Raw genomic sequence first — 24,137 nt, 5'->3', positions numbered from 1 at the left:
GTCGGGTCAGCCGGCGGCGCCGAGCATCGTCGCGACCCGGAGCCACGGCCCGCAGTGGTCGTCGACGAGCACCAGGTCGGCCCGCTCACCCTCGGCGAGCACCCCACGATCGGCCAGCCCGGCCACCCGGGCTGGGCCCGAGGTGACCAGACCGACGGCACGCGGCAGGCCCAGTTCGGGGGCGAGCACGCTGACCGCGCCCAGCATCCCGCTCGGCAGATAGTCGGAGGCGACCGCGTCCAGGCAACCGGCCCGGGCCAGCTCGCCGGCCGACACGTTGCCGGCGTGCGAGCGACCGCGGAGCACGTTGGGCGCGCCGGCGGCAATCAGCAGGCCGCGCTCGCGGGCCCGGCGCGCGGCGTCCATGGTGGTGGGAAATTCAGCGACCACCGCACCGCGCTCGACCAGTTCGTCGATCGCCTCGGGGGTGTCCGGGTCGTGCCCCATCAGCCGGATCTGCCCGCTGCTGGCCAGCTCGCCCAACCAGGTCAGGTTTTCCTGTCGGATGTGCGCGAAGTCGGTGCCCTCCTGCCGCATCTCCTCGACCCGGCGCCACGCCTCCTCGGTGGTCGAGCCGTCGACGCCGACGATGTAGTTGACCAGGTGCTGCGGATCGACGTACTGCCCCTGACCGGGGGTGTGGTCCTCGTGCGACACCAGCGGCGGGACGCCGTTGTCGGGGCGCTCGGCCAGCCAGGTCCGAAGGGCGTCGGCACCGGGCTCGCTGAGCACGTCGAGCCGGTGCAGGATCCGGTGGTCGACCGCGTGCCGCCGGTGGGCCACCACTTCCCGACACAGGTCGAGCGCCATGGTCGGTTCCCGGCGTACGCCGCGGGCGTGCTTGTGCTGGAAACCGGCGCCGTGGAACATCGTGGTGATCCCGAGCGCGGCCAGCTTCTGCTCAAAACTGGTCAGCGTGAAGTCCCACGGCAGCACGGCCGTCGGGCGCGGCGCCCGCTCCTTCTCCAGAGCGTCGGAGTGGATGTCGATCAGCCCCGGCATGACCAGCAGCCCCTGCCCGTCCAGGTCGCAGCGGCTCGGCCGCTCCAGGATCTCGGCGATCAGCCCGTCGCGGACGACGATGGTGCCGTCGTCGACGACCCGGTCGGCCAGCACGACGCGCACGTGCGAAAGCGTGAAGTCGGCCGGGGGCCGGGTGGCCGGCCAGGCAGCGGTCTCGGTCAGCTGACCGGTCATCGGATCGCCTCCAGCTCCAGGTCTGCGGGGTCGTCGGTCAGGTGGTCGGCCAGCGCGCTGTGTTCCTGTGCCAGCACAGCTTCCGGGGTTCCGTCGGCGACGATGCGGCCGTCCTCGACGACCAACAGGCGCCCGGCCAGGCGGCGGATGATCTTCATGTCGTGATAGACCGCAAGCACCGACACGTCCTGGGCGCGCAGGTCCTCGATCAGCAGCAGCGCCTTCTCCCGGTTGTGCGGGTCGAGCGCCGACACCGGTTCGTCGAGCAGCAGCAGCCGCGGCGGGCTGACCGTTCCGGCAGCCAGGTTGACCCGCTGCCGCTCGCCACCGGACAGCACGCTGCAATCCACGTCCCACAACGGTTTGTCGAGGCCGAGCCGGCTCAGCGCGTCACCGGCGACCTGGTGCGCGTCGGCGATGGACAGCCCGCGTCGTCGGGCCGCACGGGCCACCAGTTCCAGCGGCCCGACCCGGGGTGGTGCCTGCAGAAACTGTGACACGTAACCGAATTCGCGGCCCCGCAGGCGCGCCATCGCCCGGTCGGGGAGCGCGGTCAGCTCGACCGGACCGGTCGGCGTACGCAGCACCACCGTGCCGGAGTCGGGCAGGTAGCTGCGATAGAGACAGCGCAGCAGGCTGGACTTGCCCGCGCCGGAGGCGCCGGCCACCGCCACGTGCTCGCCGGTGCCGACGGTGAAGGACACCCCGGCCAGGCTGGTCACCCTGCGGCCGCCGATGGCGTGCAGGGTGAAGGTTTTGACCAGGTCGGTGACGGTCAGGATCGGCTCGACCGCTGAGTCTGTCGAAGTGGTCGCTGAGCCCGTCGAAGTGGTCGCTGAGCCTGTCGAAGTGTCCACGATTGCCTCCTCAGGCGCCGGCGGCGGCAACCAGCCGCTGGGTGTAGGGGTGGTGCGGGTCGGCGAATAGCTGGTCGGTGAGGCCCTGTTCGACCACCCGGCCCTCGCGCATCACCAGTGCCCGGTCGGTGAGCGCGGCGATCACGCCGAAGTCGTGACTGACCACGGCCACCGCGATCTCCCGCTCGGCGAGCAGTTCCCGCAACAGGTCGAGTACGCCGGCGGCGACGCTGGCGTCCAGCCCGGTGGTCGGCTCGTCGAGCAGCAGCACCTGCGGGTCGCCGGCGAGCGCCTTGGCGATCTGCACCCGCTGGCGCATGCCGCCGGAGAACTGCCCGACCACGTCGTCCATCCGCGCCAGCGGCACCTCGACCCGGTCCAGCAGGGCGGCGGCGCGGCGGCGGATGTCGTGATAGGAGCGCCACCCGGCTGCGGTGAGCCGGTCGGCGATGTTGCCACCGGCGGAGATGCGCAGGTTGAGCCCGGCGGCGGGGTCCTGGTGCACCACGGCCAGGGTGTTGATCCGCAGCGCCCGGCGTTCGGGGGCGCTCAGCCCGAGCACGTTGGTCTGCCCGTCATCCAGGTCGGCGAGCAACACCTGGCCCTCGTCGGTGAGCTCCTCGCCGATGATGCAGCGCATCACCGTCGACTTGCCGGAGCCGGATTCGCCGATGATGCCGAGCGCCTCGCCGGGGGCCAAGTCGAAGCTGACGCCGTCGACGGCGCGGACCGCCGACGAACCGCGACGCGCCGGATAGGTCTTGCCGAGCTCGGTCACCTTCAGCGACCACTCCTCACCGGGGGCGGTGCGGGAACGGATCTCGGCGCCGCCCAGATCCTCCTTGCCCCGCAGCGGTTGCGCGGTCGCGCGGACCCGCCGGGCCGGGTCGGGCAGCCAGGCGAGCGGAGCGACAGCGCGATGGTCGGCGGGGTCGACGTCACCCTCGCGGACCCGGGCGCACCACTCGACGTCGGAGCACCACCACTCACCGCCCCGGGTCTGCACCAGATAGGTGTTGTCGGAGCCGCAGAGCGCGCAGGCCGCGCCCTCGGCGTACTCCACCTCGAACGGGACGTCGTCGAAGCTGAGCGGCTCGACGTGGGTGTGCGGCGGCACGGCATAGAGGCGTTTGTCACGGCCGTGCGAGAGCAGGGTCAGGTGGTCGGAGTCGTTGAGGCGCGGCACGTCCCAGCGCGGGATCGGGCTGGGCGCCATCAGGTGCCGGTGGTGCACCATGACCGGATAACCGGCCGCGGCGTTCACCACACCACCGGTGACCAGGTCCTCATACATCGCCACCCACATGCGGGAATAGTCGGCCTCGCCGTGCATCCGGCGGCACTCGGCGACGCTGCGTTCGATCGGGCGCAGCGGTTCGGAGACCGGCACCTGCAGCACGACGATCTGGTCGTCACGCAGCCGGTCCTCGGGGATCCGGTGCCGGGACTGGATGATGCTCGCCTCGCGGGTGTCACCGCTGGTGGCGCAGTCGAGGGTGCCCCTGATCAGCCGACGCAGGTTGACCGCGTTGACCCCCTCCTCATCGCCCTGGTCGATCACTTTCACCGTGTCGGTTGCGGATCCGATGGCCAGGGTGACCTGCAGGCCGCCGGAACCCCAGCCGCGGGCGACCGGCATCTCGCGGGAGCCGAACGGGATCTGGTGACCGGGGATGCACACCGCCGACAGGCAGGCCCGGCGTACCTCACGCTTGCCCTGCTCGTCGAGCACGGTGGGCCGATCGGGGACCGGGGCCAGCTGGTTCGCCAGTCGGGCGAGGGTGCCCTGGTCGGCGTTGGGAAGTGACGTGGAGCGGGTGTCAGTGGTCATGGGTGCACTCCTGGGCGGGCTGCTGGTCCTCCTGGCCGGCGGCGACGGCACGGTCGACCATGGAGCGGAAGGTGACGTAGTGCGGGAGCTTCAGGTGCTCCAGGAATCCGTTGCTGGCAAGGCCGTCGGTGGTCATCATGATCAGCTGCTGCAGGGCGGTTCCGTCGGCGGAGGCGGCATAGCGGTGGGCGGCCAGGTCCATCACCGACATGGAGATCGCCTTGCGCTCGTTGTGCCCGACCGCCATCCCGAAGCCGACGTCGAAGCGGGAGGTGTCCTCGCCGCGCTCGTCGAGGTGGGCGATCGCCTCGCACTCGCTGGTCTCGATCTTTCCCACCACAACGGGGTTTCCGGTGTGCGGGTGGGTGACCCGCACCGGCAGCCGGCCGTGCCGCACGTCGCCCAGGGTGACCGCTTCGTCGGCATACCCGTCGGGTCCGAGGATGTTGCGGTACCACTGCGCGATCAGCCCGCCCGTCTCGGCCATCGCCATCGCCGACAGCAGCGCTGAGCGGGGCGCGGGCAGGGTGACGTTCTGCAGTGACAGGTCGAACGGCTCGGGATCGCTGTCGTCGTGGCGATCCATCAGCAGGCCGCGTTCGGCCAGCCACCGGCTGTAGCGCTGCGGCGGCCGGTCGGGCTGGGTGACCCTGGTCTCCGCAGGTTCCTCGGTGGCGAGGTCGGCGGTGGGCGGCAGCGGGTCGGGGGTGCCCGGTGCGCGGAGCAGCCGGGCGGTGTAGTCGACGGTACGCCCCAGCAGCTGCGGGCCGTCGGGGCTGCGGTGGGCGGGGACGATCCGGCGCAGCAACTCGATCTCGTCGGGGTCGACCGGCTCGCTGATCGCCAGCCGGGGCAGGGTGGAGCGGTGGGCCCGGAGCAGGTGCACCGCCTCGGGCAGATCGCCGCGCGCCTGCAGGAACGCGATCGCGGCCAGCCGGCGATCCCACAGGAACGCCTCGCCCATCAACCGATCGAGCGCCTCGGGGAAGTGTCGTTCGACCTGATCGACCGACACCGGGTTGACCCCGTCGCCGAACCGGTCGGACTCGTCGTGCACCAGCGCCTCGGCGGCCAGGATGGCGCTCGTCCCGCCGCGATTCGTGCCGGCGTAGGTCATCGCTGCTCCTCGGTGATGTTGGTGATCTCGGTGGTGCGCGGCAGTCCGATCACTCGCGCATCGGCGGTGACGCAGAGCAGGTCGAAACCGCGCGGATAGTCGGTGAGCAGGTCGGCACGGGCCCGCACCAGCTCGGGCGACAACGTCAGCTCGAGCTCGCGGTGGTCCTTGATGCCGGGGCCGCTGAGCCGATAGCGGTGCGGGGTGCCGGCCGGCAGCGGCACGACGAGCATCGCGCCGAGCTGCGGCTCCTCGTCGCTGCCCTGGGGCAGCTCGGCCAGCCGGTCGGCAGTCAGGTCCGGGCCAGCGAGCACCCAACGAGCGGCACCCACGGTGCTGATCGGTGCCCGGGTGAGCGCGGCGATCTCCTCGACCGCGGTGCGGGTGTCCGGGTCGTCGCCCAGGGCGGCGATCGGAGTCATCAGGTCGGTCAGCGCGAGCATCGGCAACCGGGCGGCCGCGTGACGGGTCACCTGCAGCGGCCGCGCCGTGCCGGGCTGGGAGAGCGCGTCCAGGCAGGCGCGGAAAACCTGCTGCCGTTCGGTTTCGTCGAGCAGGACGGTCTGGGCCGTGGTCACGGGATCTCCTCGAACTCGACGACGGTCGCGGTCAGGCGTTCCCACTCGGCGGCCCGCTCCATCCGGGTGGTGGTGGCCACGTCGGTGCACAGCCGGCGAAGCCGTTCGGCGTACGCCCCGTCGCGCTGCAGCTCGGCCTCGCAGACCGCCTGGGCGAGCGCCGCCTCGGGGTCGGCGCCCATCCGCATCGCCCAGCCGGGGGTGCCGTCGAGGATCACCTCGGCCGAGGTGACCAGCACGTCGGTGAGCAGGAATCGGGTGCCGGCAACGGGTTCGCGGACCTGCGTGGCCACGGTACCGACCTCGGGTCCCCGCACGACCTCCAGGGTTGCGGCGGCCAGGCAGGCCTCGGCGATCTCGATCAGGGCACCCCGTTCGGCGACGGCCAGCTGTTCGCACAGCTCTTCGCGGGTCATGGTCTGGGTCACGACGGTCAGCCTGCTGCCGCGGCGTGGCGCTGGCCCGGCCGCTCGGCAAACGTCCGGTTACGGACTCATGAAACCGGGTCGCGGTTGGTCAGAGCTCGCAGACGAACCGGACCAGGTCGATCCGGGTCCAGTTGCAGCTGTAGAACAGTGGCCGCCCGGTGGGCTCGTCGAGGTTGAGGCTGTCCACGCTCCACGCGTGGGAACCGTGTTCGAGCTCGAGCCGGTCGCACATCCGGTCCGGGGGACAGGCGACGGTCACCCGACAGGTCGCGCGCACCGGCTGGAACCGCAACCCGCGCAGTAGTTCCTCGACCGAGTCGATCACGTTCATCCCGACGTCCAGGTGCGGTGCCACCCCGTCGGCGAACCACTCCTGCAGAAAGGTGACCACCTCATCGTCGAGATAGGCGAGCCGCTCCAGCCGGGTCAGCGGGCCGTGGCCGCCGACGGCCTCGCGCACCTCGGGCGGAGGCTCCTCCTGGCGTACCGAGAGCACGAATGTGCGCGCCCTGCCACCCGACTCGGTGATCGTCCGGTGCAGCGAGGGGCGGCGATTGCGGCCGATCACATAGTCGAGCCGGTGGTGCACGAACGTGCCCGCCCCCTGGGAGCGCCGCACCAGGTATTGCTGCTCGAGCAGTTGCAGCGCCGACCGCGCCACCGACCGCGACACCCGAAACCGCGCCATCAGCTGGTGCTCGCTCGGCACGCGGGTGCCCTTTGCCCACCCGGCGATCTCGGCGGACAGTTCGGCGGCCAGCTCGCGCGCTCTGGGATCGGTCACGGCCGCGCCACGGGCTTGTCGGGCCGGTCGATCGCCTCGACCAGATCGGCGACCTCGGCCGCGGTGTCCAGGATCCAGCGGTGCGGGTGGGCCGACAGCAGCTCCCGGGTGCCGGCCCCGGTGAGGACGCCCACGCCCACGGCCCCGGCCGCCGCCGCGGCCTTCAGGTCGGCGGCGGTGTCGCCGACCGCCCAGACATCCGCGGGGTCGTCCACCCCGACCTCGCGCATCACGGCCCGGATCAGGTCCGGCGCGGGGCGCCCCCGCTCCACCTCGGTGGCGCAGACCACGGCGTCGATCTGGCCGTCGGCTCCGGTACGCCACCCCAGCGCGTCCAGCAGCTGGTCGGTGGTGGGCCGGTCGAAGCCCGTCGTCAGCGCCAGGCGTACGCCGAGTCCGCGCAACCGCTCGAACGCGGCCTCGATCCCCGGACAGGGCACCGGTGGCCGGGTGGCGTACCGACGCGAGAGCTCACCGACGAATTCCGTGTGCACGCGGTCAATCTCGGCCTCGTCGTCGGAGCCGAGCAGACCGGCGATGGCGCCACGCTTCTCGGTGCCGGTCCAGCTGGCGAACGTGTCCTCGTCATAGCTGGCCCCGGCGGCGGTGGTGACCTCGCGCAGGGTCGTATAGACGATGTCGTGCTCGTCGATGGTGGTGCCGGCCATGTCGAAGGCGATCAGGGCAGGGCAGACTGAGTGCGGCATAGGACCTCCCGGGTGATGCTAGGCCGGGGCGGACGAGCAATCGGCGACGCAGCGGTGAACGGGCGGTGAATGCTGCTACAAGTCGTGCTTCCGCCGCCTCCCGGGTGGGGTTGCCGGGGCACGATGGCAGCGTGGCTGAGAGTGCAGACCTGATCATCGTCGGAGCCGGAATCGTCGGTCTCGCCCACGCTGTCGAGGCCCGGCGCCGGGGATTGTCCGTGCGGGTGATCGACCGCGACGCCCGGGCGGTCGGCGCCTCGGTGCGCAACTTCGGGCACTGCTGCCTGAGCGCCCAGCCAAGCGAGCACGACGCGCTGGTGGCCGCGTCCCGCCAGGGGTGGTTGGCCGCGGCGGAGGCGAGCGGGTTGCCGGTACGCACCGACGGCGGGCTGGTCGTGGCGCGCAGTGGGGCCCAGTTGATGCTGTTGGAGGAGTTCGCCGCCGCCCGCCCGGATCGGGCCAGGTTGCTCACCGCGGCCGAGGTCGCCGACGCGGTGCGCGGCGGTGCCGAACCCGGAGGACTGGTCGGCGGGTTGGCGCTCACCCAGGACCTGCGGGTGGATCCGCGGATCACGGTCGGTCGGTTGGCGGACTGGTTGGCCGGTGAGGGAGTGCGCTTCGACTGGCGTACGGCCTGCCTGGGTGCCGCGGACGGGGTGGTGCATACGACGCGGGGCGAGTTGCGTGCCGACCGGGTGCTGGTCTGCGTGGGGCACGACGTCGACCTGCTGTGGCCCGAGGTTGCCGATGCGGCGGGCATCCAGCGCTGCGGGTTGCAGATGGCACTGGTGGACCAGCCGGAAGGGCTACGCACGCACGCGGCCGTGCTGACCGCGACGTCGATGCTGCGCTACGGCGGGTTGGCGGCGATGCCGGCGGCCACCGAGGTGCGGGCCGAGGTGACCGAGCAGGTGCCGGAGCTGCTTGAAATGGTCGCCAACGTGATGCTGGCGCCGCGCCCCGACGGGAGCCTGCTGGTGGGGGACTCCCACGTCTATGACCTCAGCCTGGAACCGTTCCTGGACGAGGAGATCAGCGATCGCCTGCTGCGGGAGATCGCCGCCGTCCTGGGGGTGGAGCGGTTGCGGGTGCGACAGCGCTGGCAGGGCGTTTACGCCTCCAGCGCCCACTCGGACCTGCTGGTCGAGCACGCCGACGCCCGCACCACGATCGTCTCGGTCACCTGCGGGGTCGGCATGACCCTCAGCTTCGGGTTGGCTCGCAGGGTGCTGGACGAGTTCGGGGTGTGAGCTCGAGGCGCGCGAGCCAGCAAATCGCTGGTGAGCGTCTGGCAGCGCGTCCCCGCGATGGCACGGTGCGCGCGAATCAGCAAAATCACTGCACTGCTTTGCGGACGAAGACCGCCAGGGCCTCGACGATGAGCACGGTGGCGAGGATGAACAGTAGGATCGTCGTCACCACAGGGAATTCGAGGACGCGGGTGGCATTCAGCAGCAGGAACCCGATACCACCGGCGCCGACGATGCCGAGCAGGGTGGCGGAACGGATGTTCACGTCGAGCAGGTACATCACGTGCGCGACGAAGGCGGGCATGGCCTGGCGTATGGTCGCCCCGAAGAACACCTGCAGCGGTGTCGCCCCGGAGGCCCGGAGCGCCTCCTGAACGGCCACGTCGGTCTCCTCGAGAGAGTCGGCGATCAGCTTGCCGAGCAGGCCGACCGCGCCGATCGCCAGCGCCATCGTGCCGGCCACGCCGCCGAGGCCGGAGATCACCACGAAGATGATCGCGATGATCAGTTCGGGGATGCCGCGCACGATCACGATGAACACGCGCAGCGCGGTGGCCACCGCGCGGTTGCCGACCACGTTGCGCGCGGCGAGCACCCCCACCGGGATCGCCAGCAGTGCACCGAGCAGGGTGGCCGCGAGCCCGATCTGGATGGTCATCAACATCTGGGAGACGATGTCGTCGACGATGTCGAATCCGCCGGGTGGCAGGAACAGCCCGATCGTCGGCAGCAGCTTTCCGAACCCGGCAGCGACATCCGACGGCTTGATCCCGGCCCCGATGAAGGCCAGCACCACCAGCAGCAGCAGGATCGCGATCCCGCCGAAGCGCCCGACCCGCGGCCCATCCCACGGCGGAGTCAGCCGGGTCGGCGTACTCGCCTCGCCCGAGGTCGACCCGACCCGGGCCACTCGTCGGGTGAGCCGATCGCTCCAGGTGGTATGCCCGGAGCTGGCCCCGGTGCGCGCCATGATCGCGGTCCGCAGCGCACCGGAGAGCAGCTCCACCGCGATGCACAGCACCAGCACAGCCAGGGCCAGCGCCATCCCTCGACGATAGTTCAACGAACGCAGGGAATCCGCCATCGCCAGCCCGATACCGCCGACTCCGACGTAGCCGAGGATGACCGAGGTGCGCAGGTTGATGTCGAAGCGGTGCAGGGCGGTGGCGATGATCTGCGGGGTGAGCGGAACCAGGATGCCGGCGGTGATCTGTTGCAGCCGCCCACCGCCGGCGGCCCGGATCGCCTCCTGCGGCCCGTTGTCCAGCGACTCGATCGCGTCGGCGTACAACTTGCCGACCATGCCGACCGAGTGCAACCCCATCGCGATCACACCGGGCAGGGAACCCAGGCCGAACACGCGCATGAAGAAGATCGCCATGATCAGGTCCGGGATGGCACGGGCGAGCACGATCAGCGCCCGGCTGGTCACCCGCAGCGGGGTGTTCAAGGTGGTGTTCCAGGCGGCCAGCAGCGCCACCGGGATCGAGAGCAGCACACCCAGCAGGGTCGCCAGCAACACGATCGCCAAGGTCTGGAAAACCAGTTGCAGCAGCTCACCGACCGGCGGGAAATCCAACGGCACCATGCGTTTCAGGAACCGGCCCGCGTTGTCGGCGGAGTCGATGAACGAGGCGACGTTGATCCGCAGCTCGATCACCGACCAGATCGAGGCCGCCAGCAGTCCCAGCATGATCACCGCGGCGGCGATCCCGCGCGCGCTCGGCGCGGGACGTTCCGGCAACTCGACCGGGGGAGTGCCGGTCGGCCGCTCCAGCTGGGTCGCGGTCATCGCGGTTGCGCCGCCGCCGTCGGGGTGGCCACTGGAGCGGTCGCCGGGGCCGGGGCGGCACCGGTCGCCTCGTCACCCTGGTCCTCGCCGGCGACGCTGGCATAGATCTCGAACGCCTCGCCGCGGTCGATGTCGGCGGTCTGTCGGTCCAGCACGACCGAACCCTGGCGCAACCCGACGATGTGGTCGGAGAAGTGCATCGCCAACTGCACCTGGTGCAGGCTGCACACGACGGTCAGCTGTTCCTCCCGGCTGATCCGGCCGATCAGCTCCATCACCTGGTTCGCCGACACCGGGTCGAGCGAGGCGACGGGTTCGTCGGCGAGCAGGATCTTCGGCCGCTGGATCAGCGCTCGCGCGATGGCGACCCGCTGCTGCTGGCCGCCGGAGAGCGTGTCGGCTCGCTGGTACGCCCGGTCGGCCAGCCCCACCCGATCGAGCTGTTCGAGCGCGTCCCGGCGTACCGTCTTCGGATAGGTCAACAGCGACAGCCGCGGACCTTTCAGGCTGCCGAGCCGACCGGTGCACACGTTCTCCAGCACCGACATGGATCCGACCAGGTGGAAGTGCTGGAAGATGAACCCGATCCGGCGGCGCAGCCGCCGCAACTCGGCCTCCCGGGCCTTGTCGACCCGGGTGCCGAGCACGGAGATCTCGCCGCTGGTGGGGCGGTGCAGACCGTTGATGTGCCGCAACATCGTCGACTTGCCCGACCCCGACAGGCCGAGCAGGACCGTCACCCGGTTGGCGGCGAAGGCAACCGACACGTCGTCCAGCCCCTTGACCGTCGGGGAGAACTGCTTGGTGACGTGGTCCAGGACGATGGTCGGCTCGGCGGCGGTCATGCCTTGTTGCACGCTTCCGACTTGGTCACCTCGCACACCTTGCGGATGCCGTCGTAGGCCTTGTCGTCGATCGCGACGTAGCCATACTTCACTTTGTCGGGCATGTCGCACTTGTCGGCGCTCGGGCAGATGCCCGCCTCGACCAGCGCGGGGACGTTCGCCTTCTTGGTGATCGCCTCGCGGATCTTGGCCTGGGTGTTGGCGTCGAGGGTCTTGGTGTTCATCGCCAGCGGGGAGCCGGCGATCTGCTCGGACTTCCAGACCTGCTTGACATCTCCCTGCTTCAGCGAGCCCTTGGCGATGACCTGGTCGATCATCGTGTCGTAGGCGAAGCCGACCTCACACTGGCCGGACTTGATCGCCAGCAGGGACGCGTCGTGACCGCCGGCCATCACCGGGGTGACGTCCTTCTCGGGGTCGATGCCGACGGCCTTCAGGCCGGCGCTGGGGTAGAGGTAGCCGGAGGTGGACGCCTTGTCGACGAAGCACACCTTCTTGCCCTTGAACTCGTTGAGCGAGGCGATCGGGGAGTTCCCGGGCACCCAACCCATCGAGTAGTAGCCGGGCGGGGTGTCCTTGGTCTTCACCGGGGTGCCGACGGGCTCGACGGGTACGCCGCCGTCCTTGGCGATCTTGTAGGAGAAGGGGCCGTACCCGGCCAGGTCGATCTTGCCGGCCCGCTGCCCCTCGATCACCGCGGCGTAGTCCGTGGCGTTCTGGAACTGGATCTTCTTGCCGGTCTCCTTCTCCAGCAGTTTGATCACCGGGTCGTACTGGTTCTGCAGGCTCTGCGACTGCTCCGAGGGCACCGCGGCGATCACGATGGTGTCCTTGGAGCCGCCGCCGGACGCGGAGCCCGACTGGGCCGCGGACTGACCGCAGGCGGCGGTGGCCAGGATCAGGGTGAGGGATCCGGCCAGATACAGGGCACGGGTGCGGGTGCTGCTCACGGTTGCTCCTTGGGTGAGGACTGCGACCGACCAGTCGGCCGACAGCCAAACTCAAGGGGAACGGGACTAAGCGAGGACCCAGCGTCGATGAACACTCGGCAAAGCCACGGCGAGAGGTTCCCGGAGTTGCGCTACAAGTTCCCCACGTTGGCCGAGCCTGTCGAAGCCGTACGTCGGCTGAGCCTGTCGAGGCCCTACGCTGGCTGAGTCTGTCGAAGCCTGGTTGCGTCCGGTGGTTGCGGCGGAAAGGGCGTCCCGCCCACCTCGCTGGCGGGTTGGGTTTGTGCTGCCGCCGGTCTGGTCTTCAGCTCGGTACGCCCGACCACGCCCCGACGCCCTTTCCGCCTCCACCACCTCAGCGCCCAACGACCAGTTTCCAGGCCCACGGTGGCTGAGCGAACTTGAGAGTCGAAGCCGTATGGTGGCTGAGCTTGTCGAAGCCACCCGCCGTAACGTTGTGACTGGAGTGGCCAAAGTTTCTCAAACTTTTTTCTGCCCACACAGCCGTTTCGGGCCGTTTTCGGGGCAAGACTGTCAGACCCGGCTGATGTACTTGGACCATGAGCACAGCAGCCGACACCCCCACGGTGATCACCGCGGTGTCGCTGCTGCCCGAACTCGACAACCTCGCATTACTCACCGACCAAGAGATTCTCGCACTCCTTGATCGCGCGGATGCGATGGCCGCCGCGGTCGCAGCAGCGCGTGCGAAAGTGATCGCGGAGTCCGAGCAGCGCGAAGCCGCCGAACGAACCCACCTGTGCTCCACCGCCACGTTCCTCACCCGGCACCATCGGCACAGCAGCCGCGAGGCACGCCGGATCGTGAAACAGGCAACGACTCTGTTTGACCGTTTCAGCCTGATCGCCGAGGCGGCGTGTGCCGGGCTGCTATCGGATAGCCAGATCCGCGGCATCCTCACTGGGCTGCAGAACCTCCCCGAGACGCTGTCGGCCGCAGAGTCGGATCGGGCCCAAGAACTGATGGTCGGGTTCGCCGCCGACTTCGCCCCCGACGACCTGCGTAAGCTCTCCCTCCACGTCCGCCAAACCATCGACCCCGACGGCACCGACGCGCAAGAGGCCGCGCGGTTGGAGGCCGAACGCCTGCACGCCGAGAAGAATCGGCGGCTGTCATTGGCGCCCGATCATCACGGGTCCTACATCCTCACCGGCAAGCTCCCGCTCGCCGACGGGGAAGAACTCGCCGCGTTGTTGAAGGCCCACGAGTCCGCACTCTGGCGCGCCGCGACCGAAACCGACGCGGTCCCGCCGACCCGGGCGCAAATGAGGGCCGACGCGCTGATGATCCTCATCCGCCGCGCCGCGAAGGTCGGGGACGCACCCAAGAATGGTGGCGATCGTCCCAGGATCTCAGTCCTCGTTGACTTCGAGACCCTCCGCACCGGCCTCGGCACCGCGCAGGTGTCGTGCGGGGAACACCTGTCCACGACCGAACTCCGCCGGCTGGCCTGTGATGCCGACATCCTGCCGATCGTGATGAACGGCAAGGGCGTCCCGATGGAACTCGGCACGCCGCAGCGGCTGGTCACCCCCGAAATCCGGGCGGCATTGGTCGCCCGTGACCTGGGGTGTGTGTTCCCCGGCTGCACCCATCCGCCCGAGGACTGCGAGGCCCACCACATCCAACCGTGGTGGGCGTACGGCCCGACGAAACTGTGGAACCTGGTACTGCTGTGCCCACACCACCACCGCCAGGTCGAACCCGCCCGCGACCGACCCTGGAATGCCGACAACCCCGACCGCTGGGCCATCCGCCTCGACGAAGACGGCCTCCCCTTCGTCATCCCGCCCGAGGTCTTCGACCGCAACCGCGCGCCACGCCAGCATGCCCGCTTCCGATTCCCCCGACCTGGTTGACGATCCCGCCGACGCGGAGACCCGCAGGAAATTCCCCTCGACTAGGCCGGCATTGCTCCGCAAGCTCCGCATGCCGGCCTAGTCGGGGAACGTAGGTTCGACTCGCAAGCTCGCTCACCCAACGGAGGGCTGAGAACTGGACGTTGGGCGCAGAGGTGGTGGAGGCGGAAAGGGCGTCGGGGCGTGGTCGGGCGTACCGAGCTGAAGACCAGACCGGCGGCAGCGGAAACCCCAACCACCAGCGAGGTGGGCGGGACGCCCTTTCCGCCGCAACCACCGGAGGTGACCACAACCAGCAGGCTTCGACAGGCTCAGCCGGCGTGGGTGGCTTCGACAGGCTCAGCCACCATAGGGCTCAACCAGCGGTTCCGGAGATGGTGGTGAGGGGAGGGAACTCCTTGCGGGCGGCGTCGGCGATGCGGCGCATCAGGAAACCGTCGAGGGCCCCACCGAGCACTCCGCCCGCGACCGGCACCAGCCGACCGAACCGGGACAGCGACTTCTCGCCGACCGAGCGCAGCACGCGGAAGCCGACCGCCTTGTTGATCACCATCAGCGCCGACTTGGGCAGGTTGCCCAGCGCCAGGGCGGTCACCCGACCGCTGGTGGCGCCCAACGGGATACCGGTCGAGGCGAGCACCTTCTGCGAGTCCTGACCGACCAGGGTCAGCAGCACCGCGGTGCGGATGTCCGGGCGGGTCACGTCATAGCCGCGCAGCGTGGCGATCGCCCCGACCATCCGGGTGGCCTGCACATAGAACTCGAACACGTTCACCGGAATCGCCACCACCATGGTCGCGAACCCGCCCAGTCCGGTGACGAATCCACCGGCGGCGCCGGAGCGTACGTGCTGGGAGACGACCCGCTTGATCGCCCCCTCCACGTCGCTGCCGCTGTGCTTTCGTGCGGAATCGGCCACCTTGGTGGCCGAGGCATACGGGCCGACCCCGTCGAGCCCGGCGGCCAGGATGTTCTGGATGAGCTTCGTCACCGCACCACCCGACTCGGCCTGCGGGTCGCGGGCCTCCTCGAGGGCAGACCGCGTCGCGGTCACCTCGCTCTTGCGCCCACCGCGACGGAGCAGATCGAACAGTCCCATGGTTCCTCCTCGGCTCGGAAGTCTCAATCGTGGCATATGTCGACAACCGTCCGTCGCCAAGTGGCACGTCAGTAGGTGCGCCACCCCTTGCGGTGGTAGTCGATCACGGCGGGTTCCAGCAGCGTGGACACCTTCACCGGTCGCCAGCCGGCGTCCCGCGGGAACGCGGTCGCCCCGGCCAGCACCTCCGGAGTCAGGAACCGCAGTTCACCGACCGCCGGGGCAAGCCCCACTTGCGGGCCGCCGGCCAGATCCGGAGTCTCCGGTGGGCCCGTTGCGGCGCCGGCCTCCCCAGGTCGAGCGGCCAGGAAGAAGCCCCAGTCACCAAAGGTGGGGACGTCGACGTGATAGCCGCGGACCGCCAGCCCGGCCTCGGTGAGCGTGCGCCCGATGCACCAGTAGGCGTCCCGGGCGAAGTAGGGCGAGGTCGACTGCACCACCATCCGCCCGCCGGGTGCCAACGCACGCTGCGCCATCGCGAACATCTCCAACGAATAAAGCTTTGCCGTCGCCTCGGTGCTCGGGTCGGGCAGATCCTGCACGATCGCGTCGAATCTTTCGTTTCCGTTGCGCAGATAGGAGAAGGCGTCATCGTGCAACACCCGAACCCGCGGGTCGGAGAGTGCCCCCCGGTTGAGCTCGAGCAGACGCGGATGGGTCTGTGCGAGCCGGGTCATCGCCGGGTCCAGGTCGACCAGGGTGATCTGCTCGACCGGATACTTCAACAGTTCCCGGACCGCCATCCCGTCCCCGCCGCCGAGCACGAGGACCCGCTTCGGGGTCACCGCCGCCACCGGCGCCATCACCGGGTGCACCAGCGCCTCGTGGTAGCGGTACTCATCGGTGGAGGAGAGCTGCAGGTTGCCGTTGAGGAACAACCGGGTGTCTTCGTGGGGCTCGAGCCGGGTCAGCACGATCTCCTGGTACGCCGTCCGCTCGGCGTGGATGATCGGTGCGCTGTAGAGCTGCTGGCGGCTGGTCACCTCGATCTCGTCGCTGAACAACCAGGCGGCCGCGAGCACCAGCAGCACCAGCGCCATGGCCACTGTGATGGCCCGGCGTACGCCTCGCCCGATCGACTCGCGGAACAACCACAGCACCACCACAGACCCGACCACTGCGTTCACCGCACCGGTCGCCAGCGCCCCCTTGAGCAGGCCGAGGGTGGGCAGCAGCAGGAACGGGAACAGCAGCCCACCAACCAATCCGCCCACATAGTCGGCGGCGAACAGGTCGGCGACCTCGTCGGAGGCCCGCCGGCTGCGGATCCGTTGCAGCAGCGTCATCAGCAGCGGGATCTCCGCGCCGATCAGCCCGCCGATGAGCAGGGCCAGCACCACCAGCGCGGCCGTGTAGGCCCGGAGCCAGGCGAAGCTGGTGTAGAGCAGCACCACGCTCAACCCGCCGAGCAGACCGAGCACCAGCTCGATCACCGCGAACCCGGCCGCGGCGCGGCGTACCAGTCGTTTCGACAGCAGCGCGCCGACCCCCATCGCGAACACCATCACCGACAGCACGATGGAGGCCTGCACGACCGCATTGCCCAGCAGATAGGAGCCGACCGTGATCAGCGCCAGTTCATACACCATCCCGCAGCTGGCGCAGAGAAAGACGGCGGCGAAGACGAGTACGCCGGCTCGCCGGGGCAGCGAGGTGGGGGCGGGTTCGACGTCGGTGGCCGCAGCCACCGTGGCTGCGGGGCCGGCGGGCGCCGTCACGAGATGGCGGCGGCCATGATCAGCCCGACCGAGATCTGCGAGACGGCGGTGACCCAGACGGCCGGATGGAACCCTTCGGCCACCAGCAGCTCACCGAGCTTGCCCGGGGTGATCAGGTCGATCACCCAGAACGCGACGGCCATCAGGATCAGCCCCATCACGCCATAGACGGCGGTCGAGATGAGTCCGGGCACCAATTGGTCGGCCGAGGAGAGGATCGCCTGACGGATGATCAGCGCGACCGCGAGCATCGCCGAGCCGACGTGCACCACCGGCACCACCCGGCGTTCCTTCCAGATCAGGTCGACCAGCTTTCCGGGGGTGAGCAGGTCGACCAGCCACACCCCGAGCACCATCAGCGCCAGGCTGACCGCGCCGTAGGCGAGGCTGGCCATGATGTCGAAACCGATTTCGGCGAGCATTCGTTTCTCCTAGTCCTGGGTCCGCGGATCACTTGCCGCCGGAGCTGCTGCTGCTTCCGCCGCGGCGGCTGCCGCGGTAACCGGTGCCGTAGTTGCCGCCCCCGCTGCCCGTGCGGGAACGCGACTGGCAGGCGCTGGCGATCTGCGTCTCGGTCGGCGATTCGCCGCCGTGGGTGGATCGATACTGGGCGATGTACCGCTCGCGGCACCTGGCGTTGCTGCTGCAGCCGACCACCGGCAGGGCAGCGGCGCCCACCAGAAGCGCCAACAGACCCCGACGCTTCATTGAGCCGGCTGACATGCCATCTCCCCCCAGCGGGCCAGAATCTGAGCGGTCGAGACAGTGTGCACCATCTCGCAGTGCTGCGGGTAGAGGTGCCAGGTCTCCCAGGTCAGCACCTCGGCGTCGGCCTCCTGCCGCACCGACGCGCCCAGCACGGTGCGGGCGTCGGGGTCTCCGGCGAAGCGGACGCCGATCCGGACATCGTGGTCGATCGCGTCCAGCGCGGCCGCGCGGGCGGCGAACTCGTCGCGACCCGCGACCGTGATCAGCTCCAGTTTGCAGGCGTACGCCCATTCGTCGATCAGCTGGACGCTGCCGGTGGGAAACTGGGTGGGCTGGCCGGTGGGGTCGCACGCCAGGGTCTCCACCCAGAAGCAGTCGCCGAGCTGCAGCACCACCTGGTGCGAGGCGCCGAGCACCCGCAGCGTCGCGCTGGCTCCTTCGATGGTGGGCCCGGGACATTCGGCGAGGGCCTTCGGCAGTCGCCGCGGTCGGCGTTTCTGTCGAGTCGTGCTGAACCGCAGGTCACCAGCGCAGGTGTCGGCGAAAGGTGTCTCGGCGACCAGATCGGGCGCGCCAGATCGGGTTCGGTCCGGCCGGGGTACGTCGGGCACGATGCCATCCTCAGGGGTTGTGCCCACCGGTCCCCCGACCCGCGGGCGTGCACAGTCTAGGGGAGGACGCGGGGTTCGGCCGCTTCGGTTCCGAGCCTTTCGGTTCGCTGGGCGGATGGACGAGGAGGGGTCGGAGTCACCAGAATGCGCACATGACGATCAGTTCGCCGTCCCGCGTGGACACCAAGGCCGCGATCCGAGCGGCTGCGATCCGGCTGATCCGGGTGCAGGGGTTCGAGCTGACCAGCCTGCGCGAGATCGCCGAGGAGGTCGGCATCACCAAGGCGTCGTTCTACTACCACTACCCCTCCAAGTTGGCGCTGCTGGAGGCGATCCTGGAACCGGTGTTCGAGTTGTTGCGAGAGGTGTCGGCCCGCCTGGACGGGCTGAACCGGGATCGGGACGGGGTGCAGCAGCTGATGCGGCACTATCTGGAGGGCCTGGTGCGGCTCCGCGAGGTCGGTTCGCTGGTGCTGGCGGATCCGACCGTGCTGAACGCGGTGGCCGAACGCTCCGGCGAACTGGTCGCGATCGGCGTACGCGTCCAGCGGTGGCTGGCCGGTCCAGCCCCCTCGACCGCCGACCTGCTCCGGGCTCGCTGCGCCTTCGAGGCCGCCGGGGTGGCGATCTCCGCCGGGGACGTGGCGCCGGGCGCCTCCGAGGACGAGGTCGTCGAGGAGTTGCTGGCCGTCGTGCTGGAGCTGCTGCGGCTGGAGTGAGCCCTCTCGGGGTTGGTTCGGGGTGTGACCTGATTGGCCTGAGCGGCTCGGCGGGAATATCGTTCCTACCGGCCGCACGGTAGGTAACCGTCTGGTCGTGAAGAGCCCTAGGAAGTGCCGTGGTCGGACCCACCCGTCTCAGCCTCGCCAATCGGGCCGTCGTCGTGCTGGTCTGTCTGGTCATCATCGGCTTCGGCCTGTACGCCACCGGTTCGCTGAAGCAGGAGCTCTATCCCTCGCTCAAACTGCCCGGCGCCACCGTGGTGGCGGTCTATCCCGGCGCCCCGTCGCAGACGGTCGAGCGCGACGTCACCAAGCCGCTGGAGGACGCGGTCCGCGCGGTCGGTGGGGTGACCAAGGTCAGCTCCACCTCCGCGGCCAACCTGTCCCAGGTCCAGGTGGAATGGGACTACAACGCAGACCTCGCCGCGATGGAGGGCAAGGTCCGCACCGCCGTCGACGGGGTGGGCACCAAGCTGCCGAGCGGGGTCAAGCCCACCGTAAGTGTCGGCAGCATCGACGACATCCCCGTGGTGCTGCTCGCGGTGGCCTCGCTCAAGGACCCGCTGAGGCTGAGCGACGAACTGGAGAACGTCGCGGCACCCCGGTTGCGCGCGCTGCCGGGCGTACGCGATGTCCAGGTGACCGGCCAGCAGGCCCAGGTGGTCACCATCACCACCCGACAGGCAGACCTCGACCGGTTCTCGGTCGACCCCTCCCAACTGACCCAGCTCGTGGCGGCGTACAAGGGCGCCATCCCGGGTGGTCAGGTGGTGCAGAACGGTCGCAACGTCTCGGTGCAGGTGGGCCGCAGCCTGGGCTCGGTCGACGACGTGAAAAACCTCCAGCTGCAGGGCACCGACGGTCCGGTCGCGCTCGGACAGCTCGCCGACGTGACCGCCGGGCCCAAGGAGGCCACCACGATCTCGCGGGTGAACGGTCGTCCCGCGCTCAGCCTGTCCATCACCAAGACTCCCGAGGCCAACACCGTCACCGTCTCGCACGCGGTTGCGGACCAGCTGCCGCAGCTCAGCCGCGAGCTCGGCGACAACACGACCTTCACCCCGATCTTCGACCAGGCGCCCTATGTGGAGCAGTCCATCCACGACCTCGGCACCGAGGGTGGGCTCGGTCTGGTGATGGCGATCCTGGTGATCCTGGTCTTCCTGCTCTCGGTGCGCTCCACGATCATCACCGCCATCTCGATCCCGATGTCGCTGCTGATCGCGATGATCAGCCTGTACGCCACCGGCTACACCCTGAACCTGCTCACCCTGTCCGCGCTCACCGTTGCCGTCGGTCGGGTGGTGGACGACTCGATCGTGGTGATCGAGAACATCAAGCGTCACCAGGGCCTCGGCGAGGAGTGGGGGACCGGCCTGATCGTCGGTGCCGTGCGTGAGGTCGCCGGGGCGGTGACCGCCTCCACCATCACCACCGTCGCCGTGTTCCTGCCGATCGCGCTGGTGTCCGGTCAGGTGGGCGAGCTGTTCAGGCCGTTCGCGGTCACCGTGACCGTCGCCCTGCTCGCCTCGCTGGTCGTCGCGCTGACGATCGTGCCGGTGCTGGCGTACTGGTTCATGAAGCCCTCGCGCAAGCAGCAGCAGAAGCTGGCCGCCGAGACCGGTGGAGCCAGCCTGGCCTCGCACGAGACGCGGGAAACCCCGTTGCAGAAGACCTATCTGCCGGTGCTCCGCTGGACGCTGCGGCACCCGCTGATCACCCTGCTGGTGGCGGTGCTGCTGTTCGCCGGCACGATGGCTGCCGCCACCCGGCTGAAGACCGACTTCCTGGGCGAGTCCGAGCAGACCAGTGTGCAGCTGTCGCAGGAGCTGCCGGTCGGCACCGCGCTCTCCGAGACCGACGCCGCGGCCCGGAAGGTGGAGGCGGTGCTGGCCGCGGACCCGGGCGTGCAGTCCTATCAGACGACGGTCGGCGGCGGCGGTCTGCAGGCGATGTTCACCGGCGCCGGCGGACAGACCAACAAGGCGTCCTACAGCATCACCCTGAAGCCGGAGGCCAAGGGCACCGGTGCCTCCGAGCGGATCCGCGGCGCGTTGGAGCACCGGCCCGAGCTGGGCAAGGTGACGCTGAGCCGCGCGGATTCGATGGGCTCCAGCAGCCTGGCGGTCACCATCACCGGACGCGACGAGGCGACCCTGACCCAGGCGAGCGAACAGGTCGCGGCGATGATGGCCGCCCAACCCGGCAACGCCGACGTGAAGTCAGACCTGGCCGAGCGACAGAGCGTGCTGCAGGTGAACGTACGCGAGGGCGACGCCGCGAAGTTCGGGATGAACCAGGGCACCGTCGGGCAGGCGGTGCTGCAGGCGATGCAGGGTCAGACGCTGACCCAGGTCACCATCGACGGGCGCAGCCAGGATCTGGTGCTGCGTTCGGGGCCGCAGTTGAAGACCAAGCAGGAGCTGGAGCAGCTGCGGCTGCCGGTCACCCAGAAGCAGACCGCGGATGCCCGAAAGCGGATCGGCGATGAGCTGACCGCGCAGCAGGACGCCCAGTCCAAGAAGCAGCAGGACAAGGGCACCGAACAACTGGACGAACAGCAGAAGCAGCTCGACAAGCAGCGCGCCGAGCTGCAGAAGAGCCTGGACCAGCTGAACAACCAGATCGCGCAACTGGAGAGCGCCTCGTTGACGCCGTCGACCGCCGGTGCCGCCGGTGCGGGCAGTGCCGGAGTCCCCGGAGCGGGCGGTGTGCCCGGTGCCGCGGCCGGCCCGGGCATGACCCCGGAGCAACTGCAGCAGGCCCAGGCGCGGGCCGCTCAGGCGGCGCAGGCCCAGGCCCTCGCGCAGGCGAGGGCGCAGCGTGACGCCCAGCTGAAGCAGTTGCGCGAGCAGTCCAGCAAGCTGCGCGACCAGCTGGAGGCGATGGACGAGTCCCAGGAGAAGCTGAACCAGTCGCGCACCGACGCCGCCGAGTCGAAGGCGACCGCCGATGAGATGAAGCGCAAATCGGAGCTGGCCAAGAACATCAAGGGCGAACCGCGGCGGCTGGTCGAGGTCGCCGACGTGGCCGAGGTGCCGGTGACCGCGGCGATCAAGCGGGTGGACGGCGAACGGACCGTGACTGTCACAGCCACCAACACCAGCGGTGACCTGAGCGCGGCCACCAAGAACCTGCAGGACGGACTCGCCGGGCTGAGGCTGCCCGCCGGCACGCAGGCCACGATCGCCGGTGTGTCGACCGAGCAGCAGGAGGCGTTCGCCCAGCTCGGGCTGGCGATGTTGATCGCGATCGCGATCGTCTACATGGTGATGGTGGCGACCTTCCGCTCGCTGCTGCAGCCGCTGATCCTGCTGGTGTCGGTTCCCTTCGCGGCGACCGGGGCGGTGGGGTTGCTGCTGCTCACCGGGACCGCGCTCGGCATCCCGTCGATGATCGGTCTGCTGATGTTGATCGGGATCGTGGTCACCAACGCGATCGTGCTGATCGACCTGGTGAACCACTATCGGGCCGAGGGCGCCGGTATCGACGATGCGGTGATCCACGGTGCGCGGCTGCGGCTGCGGCCGATCATCATGACCGCGCTGGCGACGGTCATGGCGCTGGTGCCGATGGCGATCGGGATCACCGGCGGTGGGGTGTTCATCTCCAAGTCGTTGGCGATCGTGGTGATCGGCGGGCTGGTCTCGTCGACGTTGCTGACGCTGGTCCTGGTGCCGGTGCTCTATCACCTGGTGGAGAAGCTTCGTGAGCGGATCTCCCACCGCAACAGGGATTCCGACGACTCCGACCACGTCGGCATCGGTGAGATGCTCGAGGACTCCCACTGACGTTTCTCGAGCGGCGGAACCGGGGTGGAGCCCGGTGCAGCGTGTCCAGAGGAACTCGCGCCCGAGAGGAACTCGCGCGCCCCCGGGAGCTCTACCAGCGGATGTTGGTGGTGCGGCGTACCTCGACCGGTTCGGTGACACCTTCCGCAGCGGCGGCCGGCAGCTCGCCGAAGGTGACCCCGGTCCGTTCGGTGAGGGTGACCAGGTCGACCTGTCAGGTCTTGAATTCGGGCAGCTCGTTGACGAAGCTGATCACCTTCCAGAACTCGTCGGGCACCTTGACCCCGCGATAGGTCCGGTCGTCGTCGGCGAGCACCGGCCCGGCGAAGACGCTGATCCGCAGCCGGTCGACCTCGACGTCCTCATAGACCGCGTCCTCGAGTCGGCCCCAGATGCCCTGGCGCATCGCCTGGTTGAACGAGTTCAACTGCGGGGTGATGTTGAAGAAGAGCGAGTCGGAGTTGGCTTTCCGGGCTTCCTCGGGCGTGCCCCAGAGCAGATCGGCGCGGCGCGCCAGGTGGCCGCGGTCGACGTCAGTTGTCGGCGTACAACTCATCGCCCACCTGGAATTTGCCGTCCACGCGTGGGTCCAACCGGAACTTCTCCCGGCTCCGGTCCAGCTTCTGCAGCGAACCGCCGTCGACGTTCCACGCCACCCACCGCGCGAAGCGCCGCTTCCTGCTCTGGGCGAGGGAGAAGTGGGTGTAGTCGATCACCGGGCTGCCGTCCACGCGGACCAGGTCTCATTCGAGTTCGGGGCGTACGCCGGGCGGCGGCACCGGGGGTGTCCCAGGAAGTCGGGCTGGAAGCCGACAGCGGCGCGTGCCGCCTCGGCGGCCTGGGCGGCCGCCTTTCCCGCCACCGTTGGGGAAAGGGTGACCTGCAACCGGTTGAAGGCGGCCTGCGGCCGGCAGGCGAGGGCGTGGTCGGCGGTGCCACTCGGACCGTCACCGCCGAAGTGCAGCCCGGCCATCACCGTGGTCGGGCGACCGCTGCGGTCCTTGAACACCCACACCGCCCCGGAGTCGCCACCGTCGCTGAGCTGACCTCGCCGACGCGGGTCGGGGCCGATCCCGATCCCGGCGATCTGTCGCATCCCGGTCGGTGCGCCATAGTCGAGCTTGACCAGGGCTCCACCCGGGTCACCACCCCGTGGGTGACACCGGTGGTGCGTCCGCCCTTGGTCACCGGATCACCGAGATCCGCCCTCACCGATCCGGTCCGGGATGACCCGAGGTCCATGATCTCGGGGTTGAACTTTCGCTCCAGGGT

At 69.6% G+C, this 24,137-nt stretch carries 21 protein-coding genes and 1 pseudogene; 4 read left to right on the top strand and 18 right to left on the bottom strand.

The window, feature by feature from the left end:
- Positions 1–6: 6 nt before the first annotated feature.
- The 8 genes from CGZ93_RS01000 to CGZ93_RS00965 all read right to left on the bottom strand — a co-directional run bounded on the left by CGZ93_RS01000 (position 7) and on the right by CGZ93_RS00965 (position 7,499).
- The gene (locus CGZ93_RS01000) at positions 7–1,197 is read right to left on the bottom strand and encodes an alpha-D-ribose 1-methylphosphonate 5-triphosphate diphosphatase (protein WP_094362281.1); all 1,191 of its coding nucleotides are present in this window, start codon (positions 1,195–1,197) and stop codon (positions 7–9) included.
- On the bottom strand, positions 1,194–2,054 hold the full coding sequence (locus CGZ93_RS00995; RefSeq protein WP_094362280.1) for an ATP-binding cassette domain-containing protein: 861 nt from the start codon (positions 2,052–2,054) through the stop codon (positions 1,194–1,196). Before CGZ93_RS00995 ends, CGZ93_RS01000 begins: the two co-directional genes overlap by 4 nt.
- 10 nt (positions 2,055–2,064) lie before the next feature.
- Entirely contained in the window at positions 2,065–3,885 is a 1,821-nt protein-coding gene (locus tag CGZ93_RS00990) for an alpha-D-ribose 1-methylphosphonate 5-phosphate C-P-lyase PhnJ (protein WP_094362279.1), read from the bottom strand.
- The gene (locus tag CGZ93_RS00985) at positions 3,875–5,002 is read right to left on the bottom strand and encodes a carbon-phosphorus lyase complex subunit PhnI (RefSeq protein ID WP_094362278.1); all 1,128 of its coding nucleotides are present in this window, start codon (positions 5,000–5,002) and stop codon (positions 3,875–3,877) included. The genes CGZ93_RS00990 and CGZ93_RS00985 overlap by 11 nt, the downstream gene beginning before the upstream one ends.
- Positions 4,999–5,580 (bottom strand): phosphonate C-P lyase system protein PhnH, encoded by a 582-nt coding sequence (gene phnH / locus CGZ93_RS00980; protein WP_171196441.1) that lies wholly within the window; start codon positions 5,578–5,580, stop codon positions 4,999–5,001. Before phnH ends, CGZ93_RS00985 begins: the two co-directional genes overlap by 4 nt.
- The gene (locus tag CGZ93_RS00975) at positions 5,577–6,008 is read right to left on the bottom strand and encodes a phosphonate C-P lyase system protein PhnG (RefSeq protein WP_094362276.1); all 432 of its coding nucleotides are present in this window, start codon (positions 6,006–6,008) and stop codon (positions 5,577–5,579) included. The genes phnH and CGZ93_RS00975 overlap by 4 nt, the downstream gene beginning before the upstream one ends.
- An 88-nt stretch (positions 6,009–6,096) precedes the next feature.
- Positions 6,097–6,792: a GntR family transcriptional regulator gene (locus tag CGZ93_RS00970; RefSeq protein ID WP_171196439.1), complete on the bottom strand. Its 696-nt coding sequence runs from the start codon at positions 6,790–6,792 to the stop codon at positions 6,097–6,099.
- Complete coding sequence (locus CGZ93_RS00965; RefSeq protein WP_094362274.1) at positions 6,789–7,499, bottom strand: HAD family hydrolase; 711 nt, start codon at positions 7,497–7,499, stop codon at positions 6,789–6,791. The genes CGZ93_RS00970 and CGZ93_RS00965 overlap by 4 nt, the downstream gene beginning before the upstream one ends.
- Before the next feature lie 131 nt (positions 7,500–7,630).
- Here CGZ93_RS00965 and CGZ93_RS00960 point away from each other — a divergent pair, with 131 nt between their 5' ends.
- A complete protein-coding gene (locus CGZ93_RS00960; RefSeq protein WP_229117106.1) occupies positions 7,631–8,749 on the top strand; it encodes a TIGR03364 family FAD-dependent oxidoreductase in 1,119 nt (372 codons plus the stop codon).
- An 85-nt stretch (positions 8,750–8,834) separates the two neighbouring features.
- On the opposite strand, the gene phnE is transcribed toward CGZ93_RS00960, so the two are convergent.
- From phnE to CGZ93_RS00945, 3 genes are read right to left on the bottom strand one after another with little or no spacing between them, the layout of a single operon-like run.
- Positions 8,835–10,541 (bottom strand): phosphonate ABC transporter, permease protein PhnE, encoded by a 1,707-nt coding sequence (gene phnE, locus CGZ93_RS00955; protein WP_094362273.1) that lies wholly within the window; start codon positions 10,539–10,541, stop codon positions 8,835–8,837.
- On the bottom strand, positions 10,538–11,386 hold the full coding sequence (gene phnC, locus CGZ93_RS00950) for a phosphonate ABC transporter ATP-binding protein (RefSeq protein WP_094362272.1): 849 nt from the start codon (positions 11,384–11,386) through the stop codon (positions 10,538–10,540). The genes phnE and phnC overlap by 4 nt, the downstream gene beginning before the upstream one ends.
- On the bottom strand, positions 11,383–12,336 hold the full coding sequence (locus CGZ93_RS00945; RefSeq protein ID WP_094362271.1) for a phosphate/phosphite/phosphonate ABC transporter substrate-binding protein: 954 nt from the start codon (positions 12,334–12,336) through the stop codon (positions 11,383–11,385). The genes phnC and CGZ93_RS00945 overlap by 4 nt, the downstream gene beginning before the upstream one ends.
- A gap of 560 nt (positions 12,337–12,896) precedes the next feature.
- Between CGZ93_RS00945 and CGZ93_RS00940 the strand changes: the two genes are divergently transcribed.
- Complete coding sequence (locus CGZ93_RS00940) at positions 12,897–14,216, top strand: HNH endonuclease signature motif containing protein (RefSeq protein ID WP_094362270.1); 1,320 nt, start codon at positions 12,897–12,899, stop codon at positions 14,214–14,216.
- 355 nt (positions 14,217–14,571) lie between these two features.
- On the opposite strand, the gene CGZ93_RS00935 is transcribed toward CGZ93_RS00940, so the two are convergent.
- From CGZ93_RS00935 to CGZ93_RS00915, 5 genes are all read right to left on the bottom strand, one after another.
- Positions 14,572–15,315, bottom strand: a complete 744-nt coding sequence (locus tag CGZ93_RS00935) for an EcsC family protein (RefSeq protein WP_094362269.1) — start codon at positions 15,313–15,315, stop codon at positions 14,572–14,574.
- 68 nt (positions 15,316–15,383) lie between these two features.
- On the bottom strand, positions 15,384–17,003 hold the full coding sequence (locus CGZ93_RS00930; protein ID WP_094362567.1) for a polyamine aminopropyltransferase: 1,620 nt from the start codon (positions 17,001–17,003) through the stop codon (positions 15,384–15,386).
- 26 nt (positions 17,004–17,029) lie between these two features.
- Positions 17,030–17,455, bottom strand: a complete 426-nt coding sequence (locus CGZ93_RS00925) for a DUF350 domain-containing protein (RefSeq protein WP_094362268.1) — start codon at positions 17,453–17,455, stop codon at positions 17,030–17,032.
- Positions 17,456–17,483: 28 nt separating this feature from the next.
- Positions 17,484–17,711: a hypothetical protein gene (locus CGZ93_RS00920; protein WP_141211024.1), complete on the bottom strand. Its 228-nt coding sequence runs from the start codon at positions 17,709–17,711 to the stop codon at positions 17,484–17,486.
- 26 nt (positions 17,712–17,737) lie between these two features.
- Positions 17,738–18,352, bottom strand: a complete 615-nt coding sequence (locus tag CGZ93_RS00915; RefSeq protein WP_176451579.1) for a DUF2617 family protein — start codon at positions 18,350–18,352, stop codon at positions 17,738–17,740.
- 152 nt (positions 18,353–18,504) lie between these two features.
- Here CGZ93_RS00915 and CGZ93_RS00910 point away from each other — a divergent pair, with 152 nt between their 5' ends.
- Together CGZ93_RS00910 and CGZ93_RS00905 are read left to right on the top strand one after the other, a co-directional pair.
- Positions 18,505–19,071, top strand: coding sequence for a TetR/AcrR family transcriptional regulator (locus tag CGZ93_RS00910; RefSeq protein WP_094362265.1), 567 nt, complete (start codon positions 18,505–18,507; stop codon positions 19,069–19,071).
- A gap of 119 nt (positions 19,072–19,190) precedes the next feature.
- Positions 19,191–22,865, top strand: a complete 3,675-nt coding sequence (locus CGZ93_RS00905) for an efflux RND transporter permease subunit (RefSeq protein ID WP_094362264.1) — start codon at positions 19,191–19,193, stop codon at positions 22,863–22,865.
- A 214-nt stretch (positions 22,866–23,079) separates the two neighbouring features.
- Here the strand turns inward: CGZ93_RS00905 and CGZ93_RS00900 are convergent.
- Together CGZ93_RS00900 and CGZ93_RS00890 are read right to left on the bottom strand one after the other, a co-directional pair.
- Positions 23,080–23,581 (bottom strand): annotated as a pseudogene (locus CGZ93_RS00900) (DNA/RNA non-specific endonuclease).
- Entirely contained in the window at positions 23,578–23,961 is a 384-nt protein-coding gene (locus CGZ93_RS00890) for a hypothetical protein (RefSeq protein WP_094362261.1), read from the bottom strand. The pseudogene CGZ93_RS00900 and the gene CGZ93_RS00890 overlap by 4 nt, the downstream one beginning before the upstream one ends.
- Between the last annotated feature and the right edge of the window lie 176 nt (positions 23,962–24,137).

The organism is Enemella dayhoffiae (assembly GCF_002250625.1).
GTDB lineage: Bacteria > Actinomycetota > Actinomycetes > Propionibacteriales > Propionibacteriaceae > Enemella > Enemella dayhoffiae.
Note: the sequence above shows the minus strand (reverse complement) of the source record. Positions and strands in the feature narration are given on the sequence as shown.

Bases quoted from the DNA above. Each gene is read 5' to 3' on its own strand.
- phnE (WP_094362273.1), bottom strand. From the start codon at position 10,541: ATGACCGCGACCCAGCTGGAGCGGCCGACCGGCACTCCCCCGGTCGAG.
- CGZ93_RS00890 (WP_094362261.1), bottom strand. From the start codon at position 23,961: ATGCGACAGATCGCCGGGATCGGGATCGGCCCCGACCCGCGTCGGCGA.
- CGZ93_RS00985 (WP_094362278.1), bottom strand. From the start codon at position 5,002: ATGACCTACGCCGGCACGAATCGCGGCGGGACGAGCGCCATCCTGGCC.
- CGZ93_RS00940 (WP_094362270.1), top strand. From the start codon at position 12,897: ATGAGCACAGCAGCCGACACCCCCACGGTGATCACCGCGGTGTCGCTG.
- CGZ93_RS01000 (WP_094362281.1), bottom strand. From the start codon at position 1,197: ATGACCGGTCAGCTGACCGAGACCGCTGCCTGGCCGGCCACCCGGCCC.
- CGZ93_RS00935 (WP_094362269.1), bottom strand. From the start codon at position 15,315: ATGGGACTGTTCGATCTGCTCCGTCGCGGTGGGCGCAAGAGCGAGGTG.
- CGZ93_RS00925 (WP_094362268.1), bottom strand. From the start codon at position 17,455: ATGCTCGCCGAAATCGGTTTCGACATCATGGCCAGCCTCGCCTACGGC.
- CGZ93_RS00910 (WP_094362265.1), top strand. From the start codon at position 18,505: ATGACGATCAGTTCGCCGTCCCGCGTGGACACCAAGGCCGCGATCCGA.
- CGZ93_RS00965 (WP_094362274.1), bottom strand. From the start codon at position 7,499: ATGCCGCACTCAGTCTGCCCTGCCCTGATCGCCTTCGACATGGCCGGC.
- CGZ93_RS00990 (WP_094362279.1), bottom strand. From the start codon at position 3,885: ATGACCACTGACACCCGCTCCACGTCACTTCCCAACGCCGACCAGGGC.
- phnC (WP_094362272.1), bottom strand. From the start codon at position 11,386: ATGACCGCCGCCGAGCCGACCATCGTCCTGGACCACGTCACCAAGCAG.